Source organism: Streptomyces sp. NPDC051907 (assembly GCF_040681075.1).
In the GTDB taxonomy this organism is placed as follows: Bacteria; Actinomycetota; Actinomycetes; order Streptomycetales; family Streptomycetaceae; genus Streptomyces.
Genome location: NZ_JBFAYB010000083.1, coordinates 1 through 20,079, shown reverse-complemented (window position 1 = coordinate 20,079; position 20,079 = coordinate 1). Strand labels below are relative to the sequence as shown.

At 68.5% G+C, this 20,079-nt stretch carries 12 protein-coding genes; 8 read left to right on the top strand and 4 right to left on the bottom strand.

Translation table 11 applies throughout. The features are described 5' to 3' along the window. Positions 1-369: 369 nt before the first annotated feature. On the bottom strand, positions 370-1,836 hold the full coding sequence (locus AB0M39_RS31715) for a sigma-70 family RNA polymerase sigma factor (RefSeq protein WP_365369814.1): 1,467 nt from the start codon (positions 1,834-1,836) through the stop codon (positions 370-372). Between the two features lie 755 nt (positions 1,837-2,591). On the opposite strand from AB0M39_RS31715, the gene AB0M39_RS31710 reads away from it, so the two are divergent. From AB0M39_RS31710 to AB0M39_RS31695, 4 genes are all read left to right on the top strand, one after another. Continuing rightward, the gene (locus AB0M39_RS31710; protein ID WP_365369812.1) at positions 2,592-3,488 is read left to right on the top strand and encodes a hypothetical protein; all 897 of its coding nucleotides are present in this window, start codon (positions 2,592-2,594) and stop codon (positions 3,486-3,488) included. A gap of 584 nt (positions 3,489-4,072) precedes the next feature. Beyond that, complete coding sequence (locus AB0M39_RS31705; protein WP_365369810.1) at positions 4,073-5,578, top strand: alpha-lytic protease prodomain-containing protein; 1,506 nt, start codon at positions 4,073-4,075, stop codon at positions 5,576-5,578. A gap of 216 nt (positions 5,579-5,794) precedes the next feature. Then, on the top strand, positions 5,795-7,312 hold the full coding sequence (locus AB0M39_RS31700) for a S8 family serine peptidase (RefSeq protein WP_365369808.1): 1,518 nt from the start codon (positions 5,795-5,797) through the stop codon (positions 7,310-7,312). 151 nt (positions 7,313-7,463) lie between these two features. After that, the gene (locus AB0M39_RS31695) at positions 7,464-8,522 is read left to right on the top strand and encodes a hypothetical protein (protein ID WP_365369806.1); all 1,059 of its coding nucleotides are present in this window, start codon (positions 7,464-7,466) and stop codon (positions 8,520-8,522) included. On the opposite strand, the gene AB0M39_RS31690 is transcribed toward AB0M39_RS31695, so the two are convergent. After that, positions 8,519-10,519, bottom strand: a complete 2,001-nt coding sequence (locus tag AB0M39_RS31690; RefSeq protein ID WP_365369804.1) for a carbohydrate binding domain-containing protein — start codon at positions 10,517-10,519, stop codon at positions 8,519-8,521. The two genes, AB0M39_RS31695 and AB0M39_RS31690, sit on opposite strands and share 4 nt — an antisense overlap. Before the next feature lie 182 nt (positions 10,520-10,701). After that, complete coding sequence (locus tag AB0M39_RS31685) at positions 10,702-11,751, bottom strand: LacI family DNA-binding transcriptional regulator (RefSeq protein ID WP_365369802.1); 1,050 nt, start codon at positions 11,749-11,751, stop codon at positions 10,702-10,704. Between the two features lie 486 nt (positions 11,752-12,237). On the opposite strand from AB0M39_RS31685, the gene AB0M39_RS31680 reads away from it, so the two are divergent. Genes AB0M39_RS31680 through AB0M39_RS31665 form a run of 4 tightly spaced genes read left to right on the top strand, consistent with a single transcriptional unit; the run spans position 12,238 to position 17,679 of the window. Next, a complete protein-coding gene (locus tag AB0M39_RS31680) occupies positions 12,238-14,505 on the top strand; it encodes a glycoside hydrolase family 95-like protein (RefSeq protein ID WP_365369800.1) in 2,268 nt (755 codons plus the stop codon). Positions 14,506-14,561: 56 nt separating this feature from the next. Next, positions 14,562-15,851 carry an extracellular solute-binding protein gene (locus tag AB0M39_RS31675; RefSeq protein WP_365369798.1) on the top strand — a complete coding sequence of 430 codons (1,290 nt, stop codon included), beginning with the start codon at positions 14,562-14,564 and terminating at the stop codon, positions 15,849-15,851. Further along, on the top strand, positions 15,848-16,753 hold the full coding sequence (locus AB0M39_RS31670) for a sugar ABC transporter permease (RefSeq protein ID WP_365369796.1): 906 nt from the start codon (positions 15,848-15,850) through the stop codon (positions 16,751-16,753). Before AB0M39_RS31675 ends, AB0M39_RS31670 begins: the two co-directional genes overlap by 4 nt. Before the next feature lie 23 nt (positions 16,754-16,776). After that, positions 16,777-17,679 carry a carbohydrate ABC transporter permease gene (locus tag AB0M39_RS31665; protein ID WP_365369794.1) on the top strand — a complete coding sequence of 301 codons (903 nt, stop codon included), beginning with the start codon at positions 16,777-16,779 and terminating at the stop codon, positions 17,677-17,679. Between the two features lie 74 nt (positions 17,680-17,753). On the opposite strand, the gene AB0M39_RS31660 is transcribed toward AB0M39_RS31665, so the two are convergent. Beyond that, positions 17,754-19,670, bottom strand: a complete 1,917-nt coding sequence (locus AB0M39_RS31660; protein WP_365369792.1) for a glycoside hydrolase family 97 catalytic domain-containing protein — start codon at positions 19,668-19,670, stop codon at positions 17,754-17,756. Positions 19,671-20,079: the final 409 nt, after the last annotated feature.

Genomic DNA, 20,079 nt, shown 5'->3' with positions numbered 1-20,079 from the left:
CGTGCACGGGCGTCCGCTCGGGCCATGGATTGATGTCCTTATGATCGTGGGCTTGTGACGGTCGGAAGGAAGCAGCACTCAACCCCGGGAGTGAGCGGCGCATGAGCGCATCGCCCTGCGGCCTGTCCGCCGTGGCACTACGAGCGCAGACCCCTGCGACGGCGGTGACGGTTGGAGTTCCGGCCCCGAAAGCGGCGCCCTTCCCATCTCCTTTCGATGACGATGCTTCCATCAGGAGAGACTGGGAAGCCCTCGCGTCATCCTGCCGCTTTGCTATTCCTTTACCGTGGCGGCGAGTTGGCCCGTCTCGCCGGGTCCGTCCACGGTCGTGCGTCGGCCTCAGGTCAGGTCAGGTCAGGTCAGGTCAGGTCAGGTCAGATAGGTCTTTCCGTCGTTGCCGACGGCGACCATCGAGCTGTGCTCCAGGCTGAACTGGATCTGCCACCCTTGACGGGCGTCGCCGCTGTCACAGGTCACCTGCTCGTCGTCCTGCGCACCTGATCCAGAGCTGCGCAGGCACAGGCCGGTCGCCGAGTTGCGCATGAGCATCTTGGCTCCGAGGAACTGCCCCTGCTCCCACTGTTGCGCCTTGCTGCCGTCGCAGGCCTTCGCCTGTACTGCGGCGCCTGCCTCCGGCGCGGCCGGCTCCAGGCACAGCGTGTTGGAGGGGGATCGCAGCGTGGAACCGAGACCGAAGACGGGCTCTTGCCGGGGGTTGGACCGATTGCCAGAAGGCGATGGCTCGTCCGTCGCGGGCGTCCGAGGCTTACTCGGCCGTGGAGCGGGCGGCGAAGGCAGGGGGGCGGGCGTCACGGGCGCCGGCGCGGAGGACGTCACCTGCGGCGGTTTCGGCGTGGGCAGCGGATTCTCGAACGGAGTGAAGAAGAAGTAGCCGCCGACCGCGAGAGTGATCGACGCCCCGGCGGAGATCGCCCCTTTGGTGAGAGCGGCTGTGGCGCCGGACCCGACCGCTGCCGCCGGCTGGTCCGACAAGGTGGATGCGGCTGCCCACGCGGTCGAGGACTCCTGTCCCACGGCCCCCTTGGCGATCAGAACCCCCACACCCTCGCCCAGCAGGATCGCACCTGGCAGCACGGCCCTCAGCCGGGAGTTGAGGTCGGTCAGGTCGAGGAGGGCCTGGCGGCATTGAGCGCAGCCGGCCAGATGGCGTTTGAGATCCTTGCCCGGCCGTCGGCCCTTCCGCCGCACGGCGATCGCGAGGAGCCGGCTGTACGGTCCGCAGCCGTCCTGCTCCCCGTTGTGCACATGGACGCTGAGGTATGCCTCGCGCAGGCCTTCGCGGGCCCGTTCGGCCAGGGACCCGACTCCGCTCTCGCTGATCCCGAGGCGGGCCGCGACCGTGGCCGCGGGCTCGCCTTTCACGGCCGTGTACCACAGCACGGTCTGCCAGCGCTCGGGCAGCCGTTGGAAGCTCTCGACGACCAGGCGGTTCTCCTCCTGGTCGAGAGTGAGCTCCTCGCCGCCGGGCGCTTCGTCGACCCGGTCCTCCAGGTAGTCGCTGGGTTGGGCGCGGCTGCTGTCGGCGGCCCAGTCGATGGCGATACGACGGACCGCGGTCAGCAGGTAGGGGCGCCACGGTCCGCGGGGGCCGCCGCCTCTGCGGGTCGCGTCGATGGTGCGCGCGAACGCCTCCGAGGTGAGGTCGTCGGCCGTGTGGGGGTCCCGGCAGCAGGAGGCGGCGTAGGAGCGCACGGCCTTGCGGTGACGTGCGTACAGCTCCTCGAGCGCCTCGCCCCCGATCTCGCCCCGGCGCAGGGACGCGGCCAGTTCCTCATCCGTACGGATCACGGCGGACTGCTGCTGTGCTGTAGACATCCGGCACCTGACTTCACATGGGACAGGCCCTGGGCGGACCCACGGACGAGAACGAAGGAAACTACGGACGGCGACGCCGGACCGTTCATGCGCGGCAGTGCCTCGACCCGGGCGGGCGCTGACAGCTGAGGTCTCGGGTGTGGGCCACATCGTGGTCACGGAAACCATGCCGGAGTCAAGGTAAAGCATTGGCAAAGCATCGGGACATCACCCCGGAGGAGCCGTCTGACCTCACGAAAGGCCGCGAGAGCAAGGCACGGGCAAGGCAGTCCACTTGCGGCCCATCGCAGCAGAACGGAGAGCGAGATGACCCAGACCAGCCACCGTCGCCGTACGGGCGCGGCCGGCAGACCGTTCGCAACCAGGCCTTCGCGTATCGCTGTTCGCGGCCACAAGCCGCTCATCGGCCACGATCTCTCTCTCGACCTGCGCCAGTCGGAGACACTCCACGTGCCGGTCTGCGCAACCGCTCGTCCACCGAGGGATCCGCGGGCCTGCGCCCCGCTCAGTCGCGGGCATCGGGGCGGGTCGGAACGAGGCACACCCGCCCGTCGCTCCAGAAGGGAGAGTCCCCACACCGATACCCATGGTTGCCGCGGGCAGGAGTCGCCGTGATCAGCACCGCAGAGACCCGGAAGGCGTGGCAGCGACTACGGGAGGGTTGCTGGAGTCCGCCGGGACGGGCGGCCGCGGAAGGCGCACGCAGCCGCACCTTCGTCGCGTGCCTCCACCAGGCGGAGGAGTGCTTTCGGCACATGCCCATGTCTCCGTCCATCCGCCTCCTGAACATCTTCCACGGGTTGAGCCAAGCCGGCCGCGCCATAGCCGCCGCGGCTACGGGCATCGACGGCGAAGACTGGCAGCTCGTAGCGCACGGCATCCGGGCCGACGGCTTCGACGACCGGCTCGGCGACATCGCGATCAGCACCGACTCACCCGGTACCGCCGGCAGCTTCGTCCGCCTCAGCGAGTTGCTGACCTCCCCTGTATGGCAAGCCCACCCGGTCCGTCTGGAAGACATCTGGAACACACTGCCAGTCGACCTCGCCCATCCGTTGGCCGGCGGGCGGCGCCACACCCCCATCGCAACCACCCGCGCCACGGCGGTCGCTCACGACCCACCCACATCGAAAGCCGTCGTCGGTCCTCGGGAGTGGCTCACGATCCTGCCCCCCGGCGGGGGAAGCGGCGGCTGCCACAGCCCTGCGGGTTGCCGGAAGGCCGAACACCTCTCCACGACGGCAGACGAAGGGGCCGGTCGGCCGACCCGGATCCAACAGGCTCCACCCGTTCACGGCTTCCGTCCTCCTGGGATTCCCGACATGGGACGCCCGACGACCTGTGGTTCGACGCAGGGGCCAGCAGGCTGCACACAGGCAGACCTCTGCTCGGGCACCCGCTCCTACCTGGGTCTGGACTACCGCTTCCCGGTCATCGACCCACTGCCGCGAGAGCTGCACCCTCTGATGGCGTGGTGGGCCGTCCTCTACGCGATGTGCCGACTCGTCAAGCTCGAGCCGGCGACATGGGCCGGCCACACGAGCCACGTCAACGGGGGCCATGCCCTCGCCATCGAGCAGCTGCTGACTGCTGCCCGCGCCCACCTTCCGGTCCTCATCGCCGACACGCTCGACGACGTCGCCGGAGCCTGAAGGGCCGCCGAAACACCGGCCGCCCGGATCAAGGGACCGAACACCCCCGGCGCAATTCCCCCGCTCCACTACACGACAGGCCACCGGCTAAAGAACCTCTATCGGGCTGCGCCCTGTCGCGCCTTAATTCGGCACGCGCATAGGAATTCCCTCTGCGCCGCATCGAGACGACGAGCTTCGCTGCATTTAAAGCAACGAAGCCCTTCGTCCTGCCCAAATTCACCTCTGCCAGCCCCGGCAACCGGTGTTCGGACTGATTCTCCAAATTTTCTCCACTCCAAACCGGGCTCCACCGACGAGGAGTTGTTGCTGGTCAGACAGCAACTCTGCGCGAAGCAACCCCCCCTTCGAGGACTGCGCAAGGCAACAGGGTGCAGCTTGAAGGGGGTTGCGAATTCGTTACCGAGGGGACTAAGAATTCTCTCAACCCCAACGGCTCCGGAAAACCGAATCCGGATTGCCTTTCGGTATGCGCCCGTTCCGGGCCCGCCGAAACTCCCCTGGAGGTCAAGACATTGTCCCGACAGCGACGAGCCAACCATCAACGCCTGAACAAGAAGACCGGCGTCATTACAGCCGCAGGCTTGGTTGCTCTGGCCACAGCAGGGGTCCTGCTGCCCCATGCCAACGCGGGAACCACCGCCCCGGAGCCTGATCCGCTCCAGCTGAGCATCAACAAGGCGACTCTTCTCGCCCAGAGTCTGACATCCGATCTCGGCGCCGAGGCGGCGGGCTACTACTACGACGACGCGGCGGACAAGCTGGTCGTGAACGTGCTCGACGAGGAGGCAGCAAGCAAGGCGGAGGAGCAGGGGGCCGAGGCCCGCATCGTCAAGCACAGCGTCGGCGACCTGGAAGCTGCCGCGCAGACGCTGGCCAAGTCCCCGGTCGCCGGCTCCGGGTGGTCCATCGACCCGAGGACCAACAAGCTGTCCGTGGTGGTGGACGAGACCGTCACGGGCGAGGAGTGGCAGAAGCTGACGCGTCAGACCGACAGCCTCGGCGACCGCGTGGAAGTGAAGAAGGTCAGCGGCAAGTTCAAGATGTTCGCCGAGGGCGGCGACGCCATCTGGGCCGGCAAGGGACGCTGCTCGCTGGGCTTCAACGTCACGAAGGACGGCAAGCCGGCCTTCCTCACCGCCGGACACTGCTCGATGGCCGGCGACGACTGGGCGTTCGATCAGGGCGGCCAGCCGGCGGCGAAGATCACCGAGAAGAGCTGGCCCGGTGACGACTACGCCCTCGCGATGTACAACGATGCCCAGGCCAAGGCGCCCAGCCTGGTCGATATGGGCCAGGACAAGATGCACAAGATCAGCGGGGCGGCGGAAGCGGTGGTCGGCATGCCGGTCCAGCGCATGGGATCCACCACCGGTCTGCACGACGGCAAGGTCACCGGCCTCAACGCGACCGTCAACTACCAGGGCGGCTACACGGTCAACGGGCTGATCGAGACGGATGTCTGCGCCGAGCCGGGTGACAGCGGCGGCGCGATGTTCTCTGAGGACAAGGCCGTAGGCCTGACCTCAGGTGGCGGCGGCGACTGCAAGACGGGAGGAACGACGTACTTCCAGCCGGTCACCAAGGCTCTGGAAGCCGTGGGCGCGAAGCTGGGCGAGGACGGCGGAGGCGGCGACGAGTGCGGCGGCCAGCCGCAGGACCCCGCCAGGCCCAGTGAGCCCGGCACTCCCGAAGAGCCGACCACACCGGGCTACGTCTCGGACGACGAGCCTGGCCAGCCCGGTGAGCCGAGCGAGCCTGGCCAGCCTGGTCAGCCCGGAGACCCGCAGGAGCCCGGCCAGCCCGGTCAGCCGAGCGAGCCTGGCCAGCCTGGTCAGCCCGGCCAGCCGAGCGAGCCGAGCGAGCCCTGCGACCCGCAGGAGCCCGGCGAGCCGAGCGAGCCCGGTGAGCCCAGCGACCCGAGCGACCCGCAGGAGCCCGGCCAGCCCGGCCAGCCCGGCGAGCCCGGAGACCCGCAGGAGCCCGGTCAGCCCGGCCAGCCCGGAGACCCGCAGGAGCCCGGCCAGCCCGGCCAGCCCGGTCAGCCTGGCGAGCCGGGAGCCCCTGGTGAGGGCGAGCCGCTGCCATAAGTCCCCCATGGCGGGCCGGCTTTCAGGAGCCGGCCAGGCCGTCCAGGGATAAGGCAGCGCGCTGAGGAATCACCGAACAAGCCGGAGGCGGGCCTCGAAGCACGCCCGCCTCCGGCGCATTGGACCACCACAGACGAGCCGCAGCAACGCAGCACCGCACCTTCAAGGCCCGCCCATATCGCTCACCACTCCCCCACCCCTCCCTCGGAGACTCGTATGAAACCCAAGGTCGCGCTCACCAGCGCCCTGGTCATCACGATCGGTCTGACCATCGGAGCAGGAATAGGCGCAGCAGTCCCAGACGCAGCCTCACCGCAGAAGGACGGCTATATCGTCGTGATGAAGGACGGTGCCGCAAAGGCACAGACCTTCGCCGCTGCGCAGTCGGACATCGACGTGACGTCGACGTACACCTCAGCCCTCAACGGATTCTCGGCGAAGCTCACCGCGGACGACGTCAGCAAGCTGCGGAGCGATCCGTCCGTGGCCTACGTCGAACCCGACGGCCGAGGACGCATCGCCGGGCAGGAGGTCCCGAACGGCGTCAAGCGCGTCCGTACGCTGGAGAACAAGGCGCTCAAGCACGGTGACGGCAAGGACGAACGTGTCGACGCCGACATCGCGATCCTCGACACGGGCGTCGACTCCGACCACCCCGACCTCAATGTGGTCAAGAACGTCAACTGCAGCAAGGTCGACAAGTGCGTCGAGGGCTCCGGGGAAGACGACGAGGGCCATGGCTCGAACGTCGCCGGCATCGCCGCGGAGCTCGACAACGACAAGGGCTACACCGGGGTGGCGGCGGGCGCCCGCATCTGGTCGGTCAAGATCCTCGACGAGAAGGGCCAGGGCAGCACCTCCGAGATCGTCGGGGGCCTGGACTGGGTGACCGCCCACGCCGACACCATCGACGTGGTGAACATCAGCGCCGGCTACACAGGCGAGACGAGGGCCATCACGGACGCCGTCAATCGCGCCGTGGCCAAGGGGATCGTGGTGGTCGTGTCCGCGGGGAACGACGGCAAGGACGTGACGTCCGCCTCTCCCGCGAAGATTCCCGACGCCATCACGGTGTCCAACCTCGCCGACGGCGACGGCAAGCCGGGCGGCCAGGGCGAGTTCGGCTGGTGCAACAAGGAGAACAAGAACAAGGACGACACGCTGTCGCAGAACAGCAACTTCGGCAAGGGCGTCGACATCGCCGCTCCCGGCGAGTGCATACAGGCCGCGGGCATGAACGGCGAGTACTCCAACTGGAGCGGTACGTCTCAGGCCGCGCCGCATGTCGCGGGCGCAGCAGCCCTGATCATCAGCGGTTCCGAGAAGCCCAAGGATCGCGCGGGCGTGATGGCCGTACGCGACAAGCTGCTGAAGGCGGGTCAGGACAACTGGGAGGACACCTCGGGCGACGGCGTCAAGGAACCGCTGCTCGACGTTCACGACTCCGGAGTCTTCAAGCCGAAGTTCGCCAGCGGAGACGAGCCCGGCCAGCCTGGTGAGCCGACCGAGCCTGGTGACCCGACCCAGCCGGGCGACCCGACCCAGCCTGGTGACCCGGCCGAGCCGGGCGACCCGACCCAGCCGGGCGACCCGACCCAGCCTGGTGACCCGGCCGAGCCGGGCGACCCGACCGAGCCGGGCGACCCGACCGAGCCCGGCTACCCGACCGACTACCCGACCGAGCCGGGCGACCCGACCCGCCCTGGAGATCCGACAGGGGCGCCCGCGCCCTAGGAACTGAAGCGAGCACATCGGGTACAGGCGGGGCCGTTGCCCCACCACCGCTTTACCTCCCCCGAACAGGCCAGGTCTGACGTCCCCCTGCGGCAGACCTGGCCGACGCCGCGGGCCGCGCTCCGGCGCGCGGCCCGCGGCCATCAGTCGTATGAGCGAGGACGACATGCATCTCCCCACGCGATCCGCTCCGGCCTGGAAACTCCTGCGTACGTACCGCGCACACCCCCCGGCGACCGTGCGCGACAACGCCGAACGACGCCAGACCTTCGTGTCTGCGCTCTGGCGCATGGAGGACCTCTTCCACCGCGCTCTGACGCTCCCGCCGGCGGCTCGAACGCTGCCCCTCCTCTACGGCCTGTGCTGGGCTGGCCGCGCCATCGCCGCCTCGGCGCCCTCCCTGACCGGCGCGGACTGGCGACTGGCCTCGCACGGCCTGCGCTCCTTCGCCGTCGGCCCGGCCGCCCTGCCCGACCTGGTGCTGGTCACCGACTCGCCTGGTTCCGCAAGCGGCTTCACCCGGGTGAGCGAGATCCTGCGCTCCCCCGTGTGGGGAGGTGTACGCGTGCAACTCGAAGACGTCTGGGACGGCATCCCCGTCAATCTCGACCACCCGCTGAGCAGCAGGGACCGCACAACGCCCCTGTACGTCGACGGCGATGTCGGGGACGGACACAATCCCCTGCTCACCGTCGCCGTGTGCGACATCCCTCGCCGCGTAGTGCGCGCCAGGTCCCGTCAGGCGTTTGAACAGCATCTGGCCTCTTTCCCAGGCACCGCTCGTTGCCACGGGTACACCTGCCGAGGCCATGGCGAACACGCCATTCCCGCGTTCTCGTCTCTGGCGAGCGGCCGCGGCGGACTTCGGATGAGCTGGCTCCTTCCCCAGAGCGAGGCGCACACGTCGGGACGCCTCCGTCTGCTCCATTCCATGACCCATGCCTACGGCACCCACCGGTACTTCCTGCCGGTGGCCCCTCCGCTGCACACCCCGCTGCATCCGCTGATGGCATGGTGGGCGGTCCTCTGCGGTCTGGCGACGCTCGTCCACACCCATGGGGCGGCGTGGCTGGCGTACACCGGACCCGGCGGCTCGAGTACCGCCGTCGCGCACCTGCTCCGACAAGGGCCGCGCGATCTTCCGCTGCTCGTCGCCGACGCTCTCGGCCAGACCCAGTCGGCACCGGCGCGGCAGCACATCCGGTCCTAGCGCTCGGTGACGGACAGGTCGTCGCACCAGCCGAACCCCGGCCCCGTGCGTGCGTAGCAGTAGATCCTCGCGGTGGTGACGCCAGGTCCTGTGGCGAAGGTGACCGAGCCCTTGGTGTACGTGGTCTTGGTGAACACCGTACGAGCGGAAGAGCCGGCCGTGTCGTAGTCCTTGACGCCGGCCGACAGTTCGGCGCCGACCGAGACCTTGCCCCAGCCCGTCAGTCTGTAGGTCGTGCCGGGCTTGACGTGGATGATCTGCTCTGCGGCGGCCTGGGCGGGGCCGACCCTGGCCGCGTGGGTGCCGCCATGCTGGTGGGACGGGTCCATGCGCACGTCTCCGTAGCTGGTCCAGGGGTTGAGGGCACCGGTCTCGAAGCCGGCGTTGCGCACCAGGTTGACCGGGGTACAGATGCTGTCGTCGAAGGCGGATGCCTGGTGGAAGCCCCGATCGGGCCGGCAGGTCTGGGGCAGCGGCCGCCCGAAGTAGTCCTCGAGCCCTAGGGCGGGGATGGGCGCGCCGGAGGCGCGTGCGGGCGACCAGGGGGTGAGCCGGTAGTCGCCGGGTCTGGTGCCGCCGGGATGGGCGAAGCGGGGATCGGCGGTGATCTTCTCGGGGTCGGCGGGCTCGTTCTGCGGGTGGTTTCCGTGGAAGACGTTGCCGGCCCAGGCGAAGTTGGCCGGTCGGTAGGTCTTGTTGGGCAGTGCGTCGAAGCCCCCGGCGCCCAGGTTGTAGAAGATGTTGTTGGTCAGTCGGGCCTTGGTCGTGCCATAGCCGTCCTCGACGATGTGGGTGGTGGAGCCGGCAGGCATGTAGACCGTGTTGTGGTAGAGATCCGCGCTCAGCTCGCCGGAGGCTGTCAGCCAGCTTCCCTTGTCGTGGTGGCTGAGGTTGTAGCGCACGATCGTTCCCGTGGTCTCGGAGTCGGACCCGCAGTCTCCGCACAGGAGGATGAATCCGCCTTCGTTGTCGTGGCTGTAGTTGAACTGGAAGACGGCCCGGTTGCTTCCGTAGTCCGAGTCGAACGCGTGTCCGTCGCCGTTGTCCCGCAGCTTGCGGACGTGATGGACCTCGTTGTACTGGATCAGTGTGTCGTCGGAGTTGATGGTCCAGATGCCCACGTTGGCGCCCATGGGTCGCATCGCGATGTCGTACGCCGTGTTGTGCTCGACGAGCGCGTGGTCGGCGGCTCGTACGACGATTCCGTCTCCGCCGGTGTTGCTGATGGTGTTGCCCCGGAACACCAGGCGGGTGTTGGCTCGCCAGTTGCTCTTGCCGGCGCAGCCGTCGGTGTTGCCGTAGGCGGGCCGGCACATCCATGTCGTCCGGTTGGTCAGCCCCTCGCGGTCGACGTCGGCGATACGGGAGTCCTGGACCAGCACATCGTCGAAATGGGTCGGTCTGCTCGTTCCCGAGACGCGGAACTGGATGCCGTTGGACCACTTGGTCGCGTCGCCGTTCACGTCGTGCACGTACACGTCGTCGACGATGTAGTGAGTGCCGACGCCGTCGGGCAGGTCGGCGATCTCGACGAGAAGGCCGTTGCGCTCGCGTCGGGCGGCTCCCCTGTCGTGGAAGGTGATCTCGAGGCCGTGGATCTCCCACCCCTCGACGTTGTAGAGGTGGACGGCGGCTTTCTCGGTCGTGGCGCTGTCGCCCGCCACGACGGGGCGATTGCTGGAACTGCCGTATCCAGCCAGCGTGATCGGAGCGGTGGCGGTTCCCGAGCCCTGCGGCTTCAGGGTGCCCTTGCAGGTGGCGCCGCGCTTGAACAGTAGGTGGTCGCCGGGTCGGAAGACGTGGGCGTTCACGTCGTCCAGGTTGTTCCAGGGGCTGATCTGGCTGCCGTTGCCCGACGAGGAGGCCGAGCAGTCCACGTACCGGATGCCGCCGTCCTGGGTGGGGATGGCGGAGACGGCGGGGAGGGCGGAGATCAGCAGGGCGGCGGCGGTAGGCGCGTTGAGTAGGGCATGACGAAGTACGGGGAGCGAAAACATAGTGGGGACTCCCGGTGTACGCGAAGTTGCGGCGCTCGCAGAGTAGGTGCGCCCTATGGGCGCGTCAATCCATCGCGAATCAAACGATCGAAACTCGATCAAATGATCTATTCAGGGGTCACTGACAGGCGCGGAGCGGCGGTTCCGCCCGAGCGGCGTCCCCGCCCGCAGGGACGCGGGCTTCAGACCGCGGAGGCTCCTCCGCACGAGCCCCGGACGACCAATTCAGGGAGCAGTTCGAGGTGTTGAACCGGCGACGCCTCGACCCCGAAGCGCCCCAGGGCCATCCGCACCGCCGCTTCGCCCACGGCGCGCTTCGGCGGAGCGACCGCGGTCAAGGGAGGGGCGCCCAGGGAGGCGACGACGTCGTCGTAGCTGACGAGCGCTACATCGTGAGGGACGCTCAGGCCCTTGGTGCGCAACAGCGGAATCAGCTGGATGGCGTCCTGGTCGTTGTGTACCAGGACGGCTCTGACGCCTCGCTTCACGGCGTCCACGACCGTCGCCGCGGCCCTGCCGGCGTGCGCGAAGGAGTCGGTGACGTCGACCACGGGCTCCGCCGTCATGCCGAGCAGAGCGCATCCTTCGGCATAGCCACTGCGGACCTTCAGCGCCGTCCAGGTGTCCAGGCGAGCCGCCAGCAGAACACGCTCATGGCCGAGGGCCGCGAGATGGCGGAGCGCGAGAAGTGCGCCGTAGTGGTGATCCGAGCTGACCGAGTCGACTGCGAAGGCCGGGCTCCCGGCAGTCGGCCGACGCTCCAGCAGGATCGTCGGGACGGGCAGGTCGGCGACCCAGCCGTGTTCCCGGGTATCGTCCAGCGGCTTCCAGTTGGGGGTCAGGATCAGAGCCTGGGCGCCGGAGTCGAGCAGCGTCTCGACCTGCGACTGGTCGGCGCTCGCGTCGTACGAGGAGATGCCGAGGATCACTTGGGCGCCCGCGTCGGCTGCCGCGCGGCGCGCGCCGGTGATCACCTCGTCGAAGTACTGGCTCACGGTGGGCACGAGCAGTCCCAGCGTGGGACCGGCTTGCGGCGACAGTTGGGCGGCGAGGGACGAGACCGTCCCATGCGAGCGGTGCACGAGGCCGGATTCGGCCAGCGCGGCCAGATCGCGCCGGACGGTGACCGCCGGCAGGTCGAGGCGCTCGGCGAGCGCCACCACGCGGACCGTCCCCAGGCTCCGTACGGCGTCCAGAATCCGAGAGCGGCGCTTCTCGGCCGAGATCGACATGGCACTCCCCCTGCCGCGTTGGCTGCCCTGGGCGCAGAAGCCTACAGCTCGACCTCGACGCGATCTATCGCTCCGAGGCTGCTCGCCCTGTGTGCGGCGGAGCCAGGCGGCGCGGATCACAGCACTCCAGGACGTCGTCGGGGCGGCTGCGCTCCTGGGCGCGCCCGCGTCGGAGTGCGGGCACAGACCTCAACGTCCCGTGACAGAAGGCCAGTTGCCGCCGGAACGATCAATCGATCAATTTCGATCATTTCTCTTGACTCGATCATTTGATCAATCTAGGGTCCGCGATGGACTTGCTTTGCTCCTAGAAGCTGCCCGGCAGCCGATGACGCACCCCAAGTGGCAGACCACCGGGGACGATCCGCCCCGCCGCCACGCCGGCGGCGGGGTGACCCCGCTCTCGGGCGGGCAGCAGGCCGTCCTACCGCCTCGTCCTGGTACCACCTCTCGCAACGCTCAGTGCCGAACCCGAGTAGAGGAGCCATGACCCACACCGAACCACCACGCTCGCCGAGCCCCTTCGTGCTGGAGGACCGGCTCGAAGACCGCGACGGATGGCGGGAGTTCCTGAGCGGACTCGACCCCGTGTGGCGGACCGTCCCGAGCGGCTTCCACGACGGCCCCTTCCTCGGCAACGGCGGCCTCTCCGTCTCCCTCCGCGTGCCGGAAGGCTCCACCAGGCTGCATCTCGTGCTGGGCGACAGCCGCGTCCGCGACCACCAGGACGTCGGAGGGCCGCTGTGGGGCGGGACGAGGCTCCCGATCGGCAGCCTGGTCCTCCAGACCGTCGGCGAGGTGACCGCGGTGGACCTGCGGCTCTCCCTCTGGAACGCGGAGCTGACCGGCACGGTCACCACCACCCACGGAACACTGGCCGTCCGGGGCTTCGTCCACGCCGTCATGGACCTGCTCGTCGTCAGCTGCCGCCCTCTGGAAGGCACAGAGCAGGCGTCCTGGACCTTCGCCCCCCAGCCCGCCCGCCCACCGCGAGAGTCGTTCTACCCCGACCAGCGCCCGGACGGCCTCAAGACCAACCCGTCCCCCACCTCGACCATCGCGGACGGCGCCGACCGTCTCTGCACGCAGGACCTGGCCTGCGGCGGCCGTACCGAGACACGCTGGCGCACCCGGACCGAGCCCGACGGTGTGACCGCCACGCTCTTATGCACCGTCGCCCACAGCCGTCTCGAGCGCTCGGCCAGCAAGACAGCCGCCGCCACCACCGCCCAGGCCGACCGATGGAGCACCGAGAGCCTGGCGGCGACTCACCGCTCCTGGTGGCACGCCTACTACCCCCAGAGCTTCCTCTCCATCCCCGACGGTCGACTGCAGAGCTTCTACTGGCTCCAGTTGTACAAACTCGCCTGCGCCACCCGCGCGGATCGGCCGGTGCTCGCCACTCACGGCCCGTGGCTGGAGGACACCCCCTGGCCCGCCGCATGGTGGAATCTGAACGTCCAACTCGCGTACTGGCCCCTCTACACGACCGGTCATACCGAGCTCGACTCGCTGCGCACCGCGCTGGAGAGCGGCGAAGCGGGCCTTCTCGCCTCGACCCCGTCCCCGTACCGAGCCGACTCACTGGTCATCGGCCGCTCCACCCAGGACGACCTGCGCAGTGAGCCGGCGGGAGTCCCCGGACACCCCGATCCCCTTCCCGAGATCGGCAATCTCACCTGGGCCCTGCACAACGCCTGGCTCGCCTACCGCCACACCATGGACGAGGCATACCTGCGCGACACGGTCTTCCCGCTCCTGCGCCGGGCTGTCGGCTACTACCTGCACTTTCTGACCGAGGACGACGCCGGCGTCCTGCATCTGCCGCCCACGTACTCGCCCGAGTACGGGACCACCGCCGACTGCAACTACGATCTCGCCCTTCTGCACTGGGGCTGCCGCACCCTGCTCGACGCCGCCTTCCGGCTCGGCGTCACCGATCCCCTGGCCCCCCGGTGGCGGGACGTCCTCGACCGCCTCGCCCCGCCGCCCCAGGACGCCGACTGGGGCCTGCGGATCGGCCGCGACCTGCGGCTGACGACGTCCCATCGGCACTACTCGCACCTGCTGTGGTTCTACCCCCTCCACCAGCTCGACGTCACCGACCCCGACGACCGCAGGCTGCTGGAACGGTCCATGGACCACTGGCTGGGACTCACCGGTGAACTCCAGGGGTACAGCTTCTCCGGCTCCGCCTCCATGTACGCACTCCTCGGCGACGGCGACGCGGCACTGCGGCAGCTCGACGTGCTCCTCGACGACTACGTCGAGCCCAACACCATGTACGCCGAGACCGGGCCGGTCATCGAGACTCCGCTGTCCGCCGCGCAGAGCGTCCACGACATGCTGCTGCAGAGCTGGGGCGGTGTCATCCGGGTCTTCCCGGCCGTGCCCCGCGCCTGGGCCGATGTGACGGTGCACAACCTGGTGGCGGAGGGCGCCTTCCGAGTCAGCGCCTGCCGGCGGGGCGGCGCCACCCGCTGGATCCGTGTGCGGAGCGAGGCCGGGGAGCCATGCCTGGTGGCGACCGGCGGACTCCCAGGAACACGCCAGGTGCGCGCCCTCGGCGCCACGGAAGAGCCGATCGAGTGGACGCGACGCCCGGACGGCCTGCTGGAGATCGCCCTGCCCGCAGGCGCCGAGTGCTTGATCACCAGCACCCGCTACCGCCAGGCAGTCACCGTCGAACCAGTCGCCGGCCAGAGCTTCACGCGATGGGGCCTGCCAGGCGCCCAGCAGGCCCCTCTCGCATAGTCGGCCCGCCCCTTCGCCCGTACCCACTCCACCTGCACAGAGACGGGAACCGCCCTATGAAGATCACGCCCCGCATCAGACGCACGCCGGTCCTCGCCGCCGTGGTGGCCGTCCTCGCCGCCGGCACGCTGGCCGGCTGCGGCTCTGGCTCCGACGACAGTGAGAACACCTTCAGATACTGGTCGATGTGGAATCAGAACGAACCCCAGGCCAAGGTCATCCAAGCGGCAGCCGACCAGTTCACCAAGGACACCGGCATCAAGGTGTCCATCCAGTGGCAGGGCCGCCAGGTCATCCAGAAGATCACCCCCACCCTGAAGAACGGCGCGGCCGCCGACCTGATCGACAATTCGGTCAACGCGCTCGGCGCCGTCGTCTCAGCCGGCCAGCATGCCGATCTGTCCCCTGTCTACTCCGCGCAGATCCCCGGTGAGACCCAGACCGTCGGCGAAGCGATCCCGGACAAATACAAGTCCTTCCTCAACGACAAGGACGGCAAGCCCTTCATCGTGCCGTACTCCGTCGCCACCGAAGGGGTGTGGTTCGACGCCGGCAAGTACCCGGAACTCGCCTCGAGTCCTCCGAAGACCTGGGACGACCTCGTCGCGAGACTCGATGCCATCAAGGCCAAGGGCGTCGCTCCCATCACCCTCGCCAGCAACGATCCCTACTGGACGCTGCTCACCCTGCAGCGCCAACTCGGCACGGACGGGGTGCGCGCCCTGGCCGCCGACAAGACAGGCGCCGCGTGGGACGACCCGAAGGTGCGCGCCGCGGCCGCCAAGGTCGAGCATCTGCGCGACAACTACTTCGTCAAGGGATACGAGTCGACCCAAGGAACGCAGGCCGAGGCCCCCTGGTCCCAGGGCAAGGCTGCCCTCTACCTCAACGGGACCTGGTTTCCGAGCGAGAGCAGGCCCAACGTCTCCCCCGACCTCGCCTACGGCCAATTCCAGCTCCCCGCGATCGACGGCGGGAACACCGCGGTCGGCGTCAACTTCTTCGGGTTCGCCGTTCCCAAGACCGCCAAGCACTCCGAGGAAGCCCAGAAGTTCATCGCGTACTTCATGAACAAGCGGCATCTGTCCGGCATCGCGACCAAGGCCATGAACATCACATCGCGCGCCGACATCCCCGCGCCCAAGGAGCTCGCCTCGGCCGCCAAGGCGATCAACGGGAGCGACGTCTACCCCGACCAGGCACGGCTGTTCGTGGACTACGCGGCCTGGGCCACCAAGGCCTACACCCCGAACGTGGTCCGGTTCATCCAGGGCGTGACCACCGCGGACGAGTTCGTCGCAGAGACCAAGCAGGCCTCCATCGACTTCTGGGACAACGCTTCGTGAGCGCCTCCGTCGCCTCACCGCTGGAGCGGCGCCAACGGCGGCTCTTCGGACCGTTCCTGACGCCGGCCGTGGCTCTGTACACCGCACTGTTCATCGGGCCCACGCTGTACTCGGTCTACACCAGCTTCACCGCATGGGACGGGATCAACTCCCCGCAGTGGGTCGGCACCCGCAACTACACACAGCTGCTGCGCGACCCCGCCTTCCTCTCCGCCTTCGGCAACACCCTCAAGATCATGTTCGGGGTCGGCGCGGCCGTCTTCGCCCTCAGCTTCGGCTTTATGCTGATGCTGCGCGAGATGCGCGGCCATCACCTCATCCGTGGCGTGATCTTCCTGCCGCACATCGTCTCCTCCATCGTCCTGGCCATCTTCTGGGGCTCCCTGCTCAACTACGACGGCCTGCTCAACGGCTTTCTCGGGGCGTTCGGGGCGGATCCCGTCGAATGGCTCAGACCGAGCTGGTCCATGTCCGCCATCCTGATCGCCCTGGTGTGGATCAACACCGGGTACTACGTGACGATCCTGATGGCGGGCGTCGACCGGATACCCGAGTCCTACTACGAGGCCGCCCGGCTCGACGGCGCCAACGCCTGGCAGCGCTTCCGCCATGTCACCCTCCCGCTGTCATGGGATGTGACCGCCGCGGCCGCGGTGCTGTGGACCGTCACCTCAGTGAAGATCTTCGAGTTCATGCTCGCCTTCGGCAGCAACCAGGGAGCGCTGCCCCCCACCTATCAGTGGAACAACGCCCTCTTCGTCTACGGCGAGACGGTCGGAGGCATCACCCCGCTCCATCAGTTCGGCTACGCCACGGCCTCCGCCACGACCACGCTGCTCTTCGTCGCCGTCCTCGTGGTCGCGCTGCGCCGCCTGATGCGACGCGAAGCGCTGCAGTTCTGACCTCCGGCAGGAAGGTGCCTTCGATGACTGCCCTCGCGTCCCCGCCCGACACGCACACGACTGCCGTCCCAAGCCGCAGGACCCGTCGAAGACGGCTGTCCTCCGTGCTCGGACGGCTGCCCGGGACGGCAGCCGTCTGGCTGTTCACCGGCTTCTGTCTGTTCGCTTTCGCCTATATGCTTCTCAGCTCGCTCAAGAGCAGCCGGGACATCGTCGAGCACCCCTGGTCCCTGCCCACCACCCTGCATATCGAGAACTGGTCGACGGCCTGGAGCGACGGCGGATTCGGCCCCGCCTTCATGAACTCCACCGCTCTGGTGGTCTGCGCGGCGGTGGTCACCGTCGCCGTCGCCGCACCGGCGGCGTACGTCCTCGGCAGACGCTCGGGCCGTCTGTCCAGCGGCCTCAATGTGTACTTCGTCCTGGGCCTCGGCATCCCGATGCAGGTGATGGTGCTGCCCCTCTACGCGCTGATGAACCGGCTGGAGCTCATCAACAGCCTCGTCGGCCTCTTCACCCTGTACGTCGTGGTGTCCCTGCCGTTCACCGTGTTCCTGCTGACCTCGTTCTTCGCCTCGCTGCCGGCGGAGCTGGAGGAGGCCGCCGCCCTGGACGGCGTGTCCGCCTCCATGACCTTCTGGCGGATCATGCTCCCCCTCGCTCGCGGCGGCCTGGTGACCGCGACGCTGCTCAACGCGATGTCGATGTGGAACGAAACCCTTCTGGCCTTGATGTTCATCCAGACCAACGACAAGTTCACCCTGCCGCTGGCGCTGCTCAACTACTTCCAGCAGCAGCAGTTCACGGGCGCGGACTTCGGCGCCCTGTTCGCCGGCGCGTCGATCTCCATCCTGCCGATGATCGGGCTCTATGTCTGGCTCGGCCGCAGAATCACCGAGGGCATCACCATGGGCACGGGAAAGTGAGAACCGCCGCCGGGACCAAGGGAGGTCCCGGCGGCGATGTGGGCGAACTTCAGTTGCTCACCGACCAGTTGTCGCTACCCCTTGCCGCCCTTGCCACGCTTGACGGGCCGGTCGCAGGTCTTCAGGTTCGGCTTGTCGGGACACGCCACGGCGACGAAACCCCCCTTGCCCGGCACCGGAACCGCAAGGGTGTCTCCACGGTCCACCCGGCGGGTCTCCCGGATCAGCCCGTCCTTGCCGTCGCGGATCGTCTCCACCAGCCAGCGTCCGCCGCCGAGGAAGGTCAGCGGTGTGCGCTCCGTGTGAGCGCCGCCGGTCAGGTAGGACCCCATGAACCAGCGGCCCTGGCTCCGTCGGGCGAGGGTGGCGCCGCCTCCCGGCCTGCCGGACAGCAGCCGGGTGTCGTCCCAGACCGTGGGCACCTGCTCCAGGAAGCGCTCCATCTCAGGGTGCTCGGCGTAGGTCTCCAGCGATCCCGCGAAGTTCTGGAAGCCGGACTCATAGACGACGGACAGGGCCAGCTCGGCCGCCGTGGAGTGCGGATGGCTCTTTCGCTGGAGGGCCATCGGGGTGTAGTCCATGGACCCCACGACGTTCCTGGTGAAGGGATACGTCGCGATATCACCGGCGGTCGGTGCCCGCCACCCGCCGTATTCGGCGCCACGCACGGCCTCGAGGGTCATCACATGCGGCCAGGTGCGCTGCATGCCGTTGGGGACGGTCGAGCCATGGAAGTTGACCAGCAGCTTGTGGTCGGCGGTCGCCTTGAGGACGTCGTCGTACCATCTGAAGCGCTCTTGGGACTCGGAGCCGATGAAGTCGATCTTCAGCCCGGCGACGCCCCAGTCGTTCATTCGCGACAAGACCGTGTCACGCTCGGCCGCGCTGTCCAGATCGTCCCACCGCATCCATGCCAGGATCTTGACTCCGCGCGAGGAGGCGTATTCGACGAGCTCGGGCATCCACTTCTCGTCCTTCCACCCGTCGTCGACCAGGGTGTACGGCCAGCCGTGCTCGGCGGCGTAGTCCACGAACTTCTTCTGCGCCTCCAGGCTGCGCTGGACGGGCTTGCCGCCCGCGAGCCACGACCAGGCGACCTTGCCCGGCCGGATCCAGGAGGTGTCCTCGATCCGGGAGGGCGGGGCGATGTCGTCGGTGAACGTCGACTGGACGACCCCCTGGAGGCTGCCGATGACCGCGGCTCGCCAGGGGGTGGTCAGCGGGCCGTCGACGGAGACCTGGCCTGTGGCGAACGCGACCGAGTATCGCCCGCTGCCCGACTGGTGGCTCAGCCGGCTGCCGGCGTAGCGGCCGTTGACGCCGGACTCCGACAGCAGCACATACGACTTCCCCGTCCGGAACAGCGCCGGGTATCCGAAGAAGCCGCCGGCCGCACCGGAGGCCGTGCTCTCGCCGTGGTGCTGCTCATGGGAGGCCTCGTACTTCGTCAGCCAGGCCGTCGCGTCTCCCGGGAGCTGGAAGGCCGACCTCTCATGGCGGATGGTGCCGCCCTTCGTGTCCGGCAGCACGTAACGGTATGCGACGCCCTGGTCCGAGACGCGGACTACCAGGTCCATACGGGCTCCGCCGGCCCCGGTGAACGACAGTCGGGTCTCGTTCATCGTGGCCAGGTGCCTTTGGCGCTTGCCGGTGGTCGCGGTGTACTGCTCGGTGACGGTGCGATCGCTGCGGCCCCCCAGCCGCAGTCCTGTGGACAGGTCGGCCTTGTCGGTGACCAGCCCGACGGGGGCCGGCTGCAGGACCGTCGCACCGCCGCGGCGGACCGCGAGGGTCAGGGCCCCGGCGTCGTTCAGCGAGACGGTGGCGGTGAGCGAGTCCGACGACGACCGAGGCTGCTTCACCTCCCAGGTCCCGCTGCCGCCGGCGCCCATCGCCTCGGGGGCGGAGACGGCCGCGCCGCACAGCAGTATGCCGATCAGCACCGCGAGGGTCGGCTTGGATGGGAGCAGAGCACGTCGCTTGCGCTTCATGTTCGCCTCTCGTATACGACGTTGGTCCTGCCATGAGCACCGCGATGGCGCGGGCGGCCGCAAAGAAGCCAAGCTCAGACGAAATCTCACAGGAACCAACATTTTCAGTTGACGGGTACTGATCTATCGCGCCCGTAACCTCCCTGTAAAGATACGTACATGACTTTTCTTCATCCTCATTTGACGGAGAGTGTCGTTTGATCTTGTTTACTCGTGTTGCCCCGTGTTGACTCAACGGTTAGTCAGACCTGGCCCGGGAGAGGCGCCGGCCAGGTGGGACGGAACCCGGATCGCAGAAAGACGTCGTCGCGCCGCACCGCTTCAACCGCCCCTCGGTGCGGTGGAGTCGCGGTCGAGTGGCGACGCAGCTCGGCGGCGGGGGGCTCCCGGGGGCGCGGGGCCGGGGCGG

Excerpts from the sequence above, each read along its gene's own strand:
- AB0M39_RS31675 (WP_365369798.1), top strand. The coding sequence starts at position 14,562 with ATGAAGATCACGCCCCGCATCAGACGCACGCCGGTCCTCGCCGCCGTG.
- AB0M39_RS31715 (WP_365369814.1), bottom strand. The coding sequence starts at position 1,836 with ATGTCTACAGCACAGCAGCAGTCCGCCGTGATCCGTACGGATGAGGAA.
- AB0M39_RS31685 (WP_365369802.1), bottom strand. The coding sequence starts at position 11,751 with ATGTCGATCTCGGCCGAGAAGCGCCGCTCTCGGATTCTGGACGCCGTA.
- AB0M39_RS31695 (WP_365369806.1), top strand. The coding sequence starts at position 7,464 with ATGAGCGAGGACGACATGCATCTCCCCACGCGATCCGCTCCGGCCTGG.
- AB0M39_RS31710 (WP_365369812.1), top strand. The coding sequence starts at position 2,592 with ATGCCCATGTCTCCGTCCATCCGCCTCCTGAACATCTTCCACGGGTTG.
- AB0M39_RS31660 (WP_365369792.1), bottom strand. The coding sequence starts at position 19,670 with ATGAAGCGCAAGCGACGTGCTCTGCTCCCATCCAAGCCGACCCTCGCG.
- AB0M39_RS31665 (WP_365369794.1), top strand. The coding sequence starts at position 16,777 with ATGACTGCCCTCGCGTCCCCGCCCGACACGCACACGACTGCCGTCCCA.
- AB0M39_RS31700 (WP_365369808.1), top strand. The coding sequence starts at position 5,795 with ATGAAACCCAAGGTCGCGCTCACCAGCGCCCTGGTCATCACGATCGGT.
- AB0M39_RS31690 (WP_365369804.1), bottom strand. The coding sequence starts at position 10,519 with ATGTTTTCGCTCCCCGTACTTCGTCATGCCCTACTCAACGCGCCTACC.
- AB0M39_RS31680 (WP_365369800.1), top strand. The coding sequence starts at position 12,238 with ATGACCCACACCGAACCACCACGCTCGCCGAGCCCCTTCGTGCTGGAG.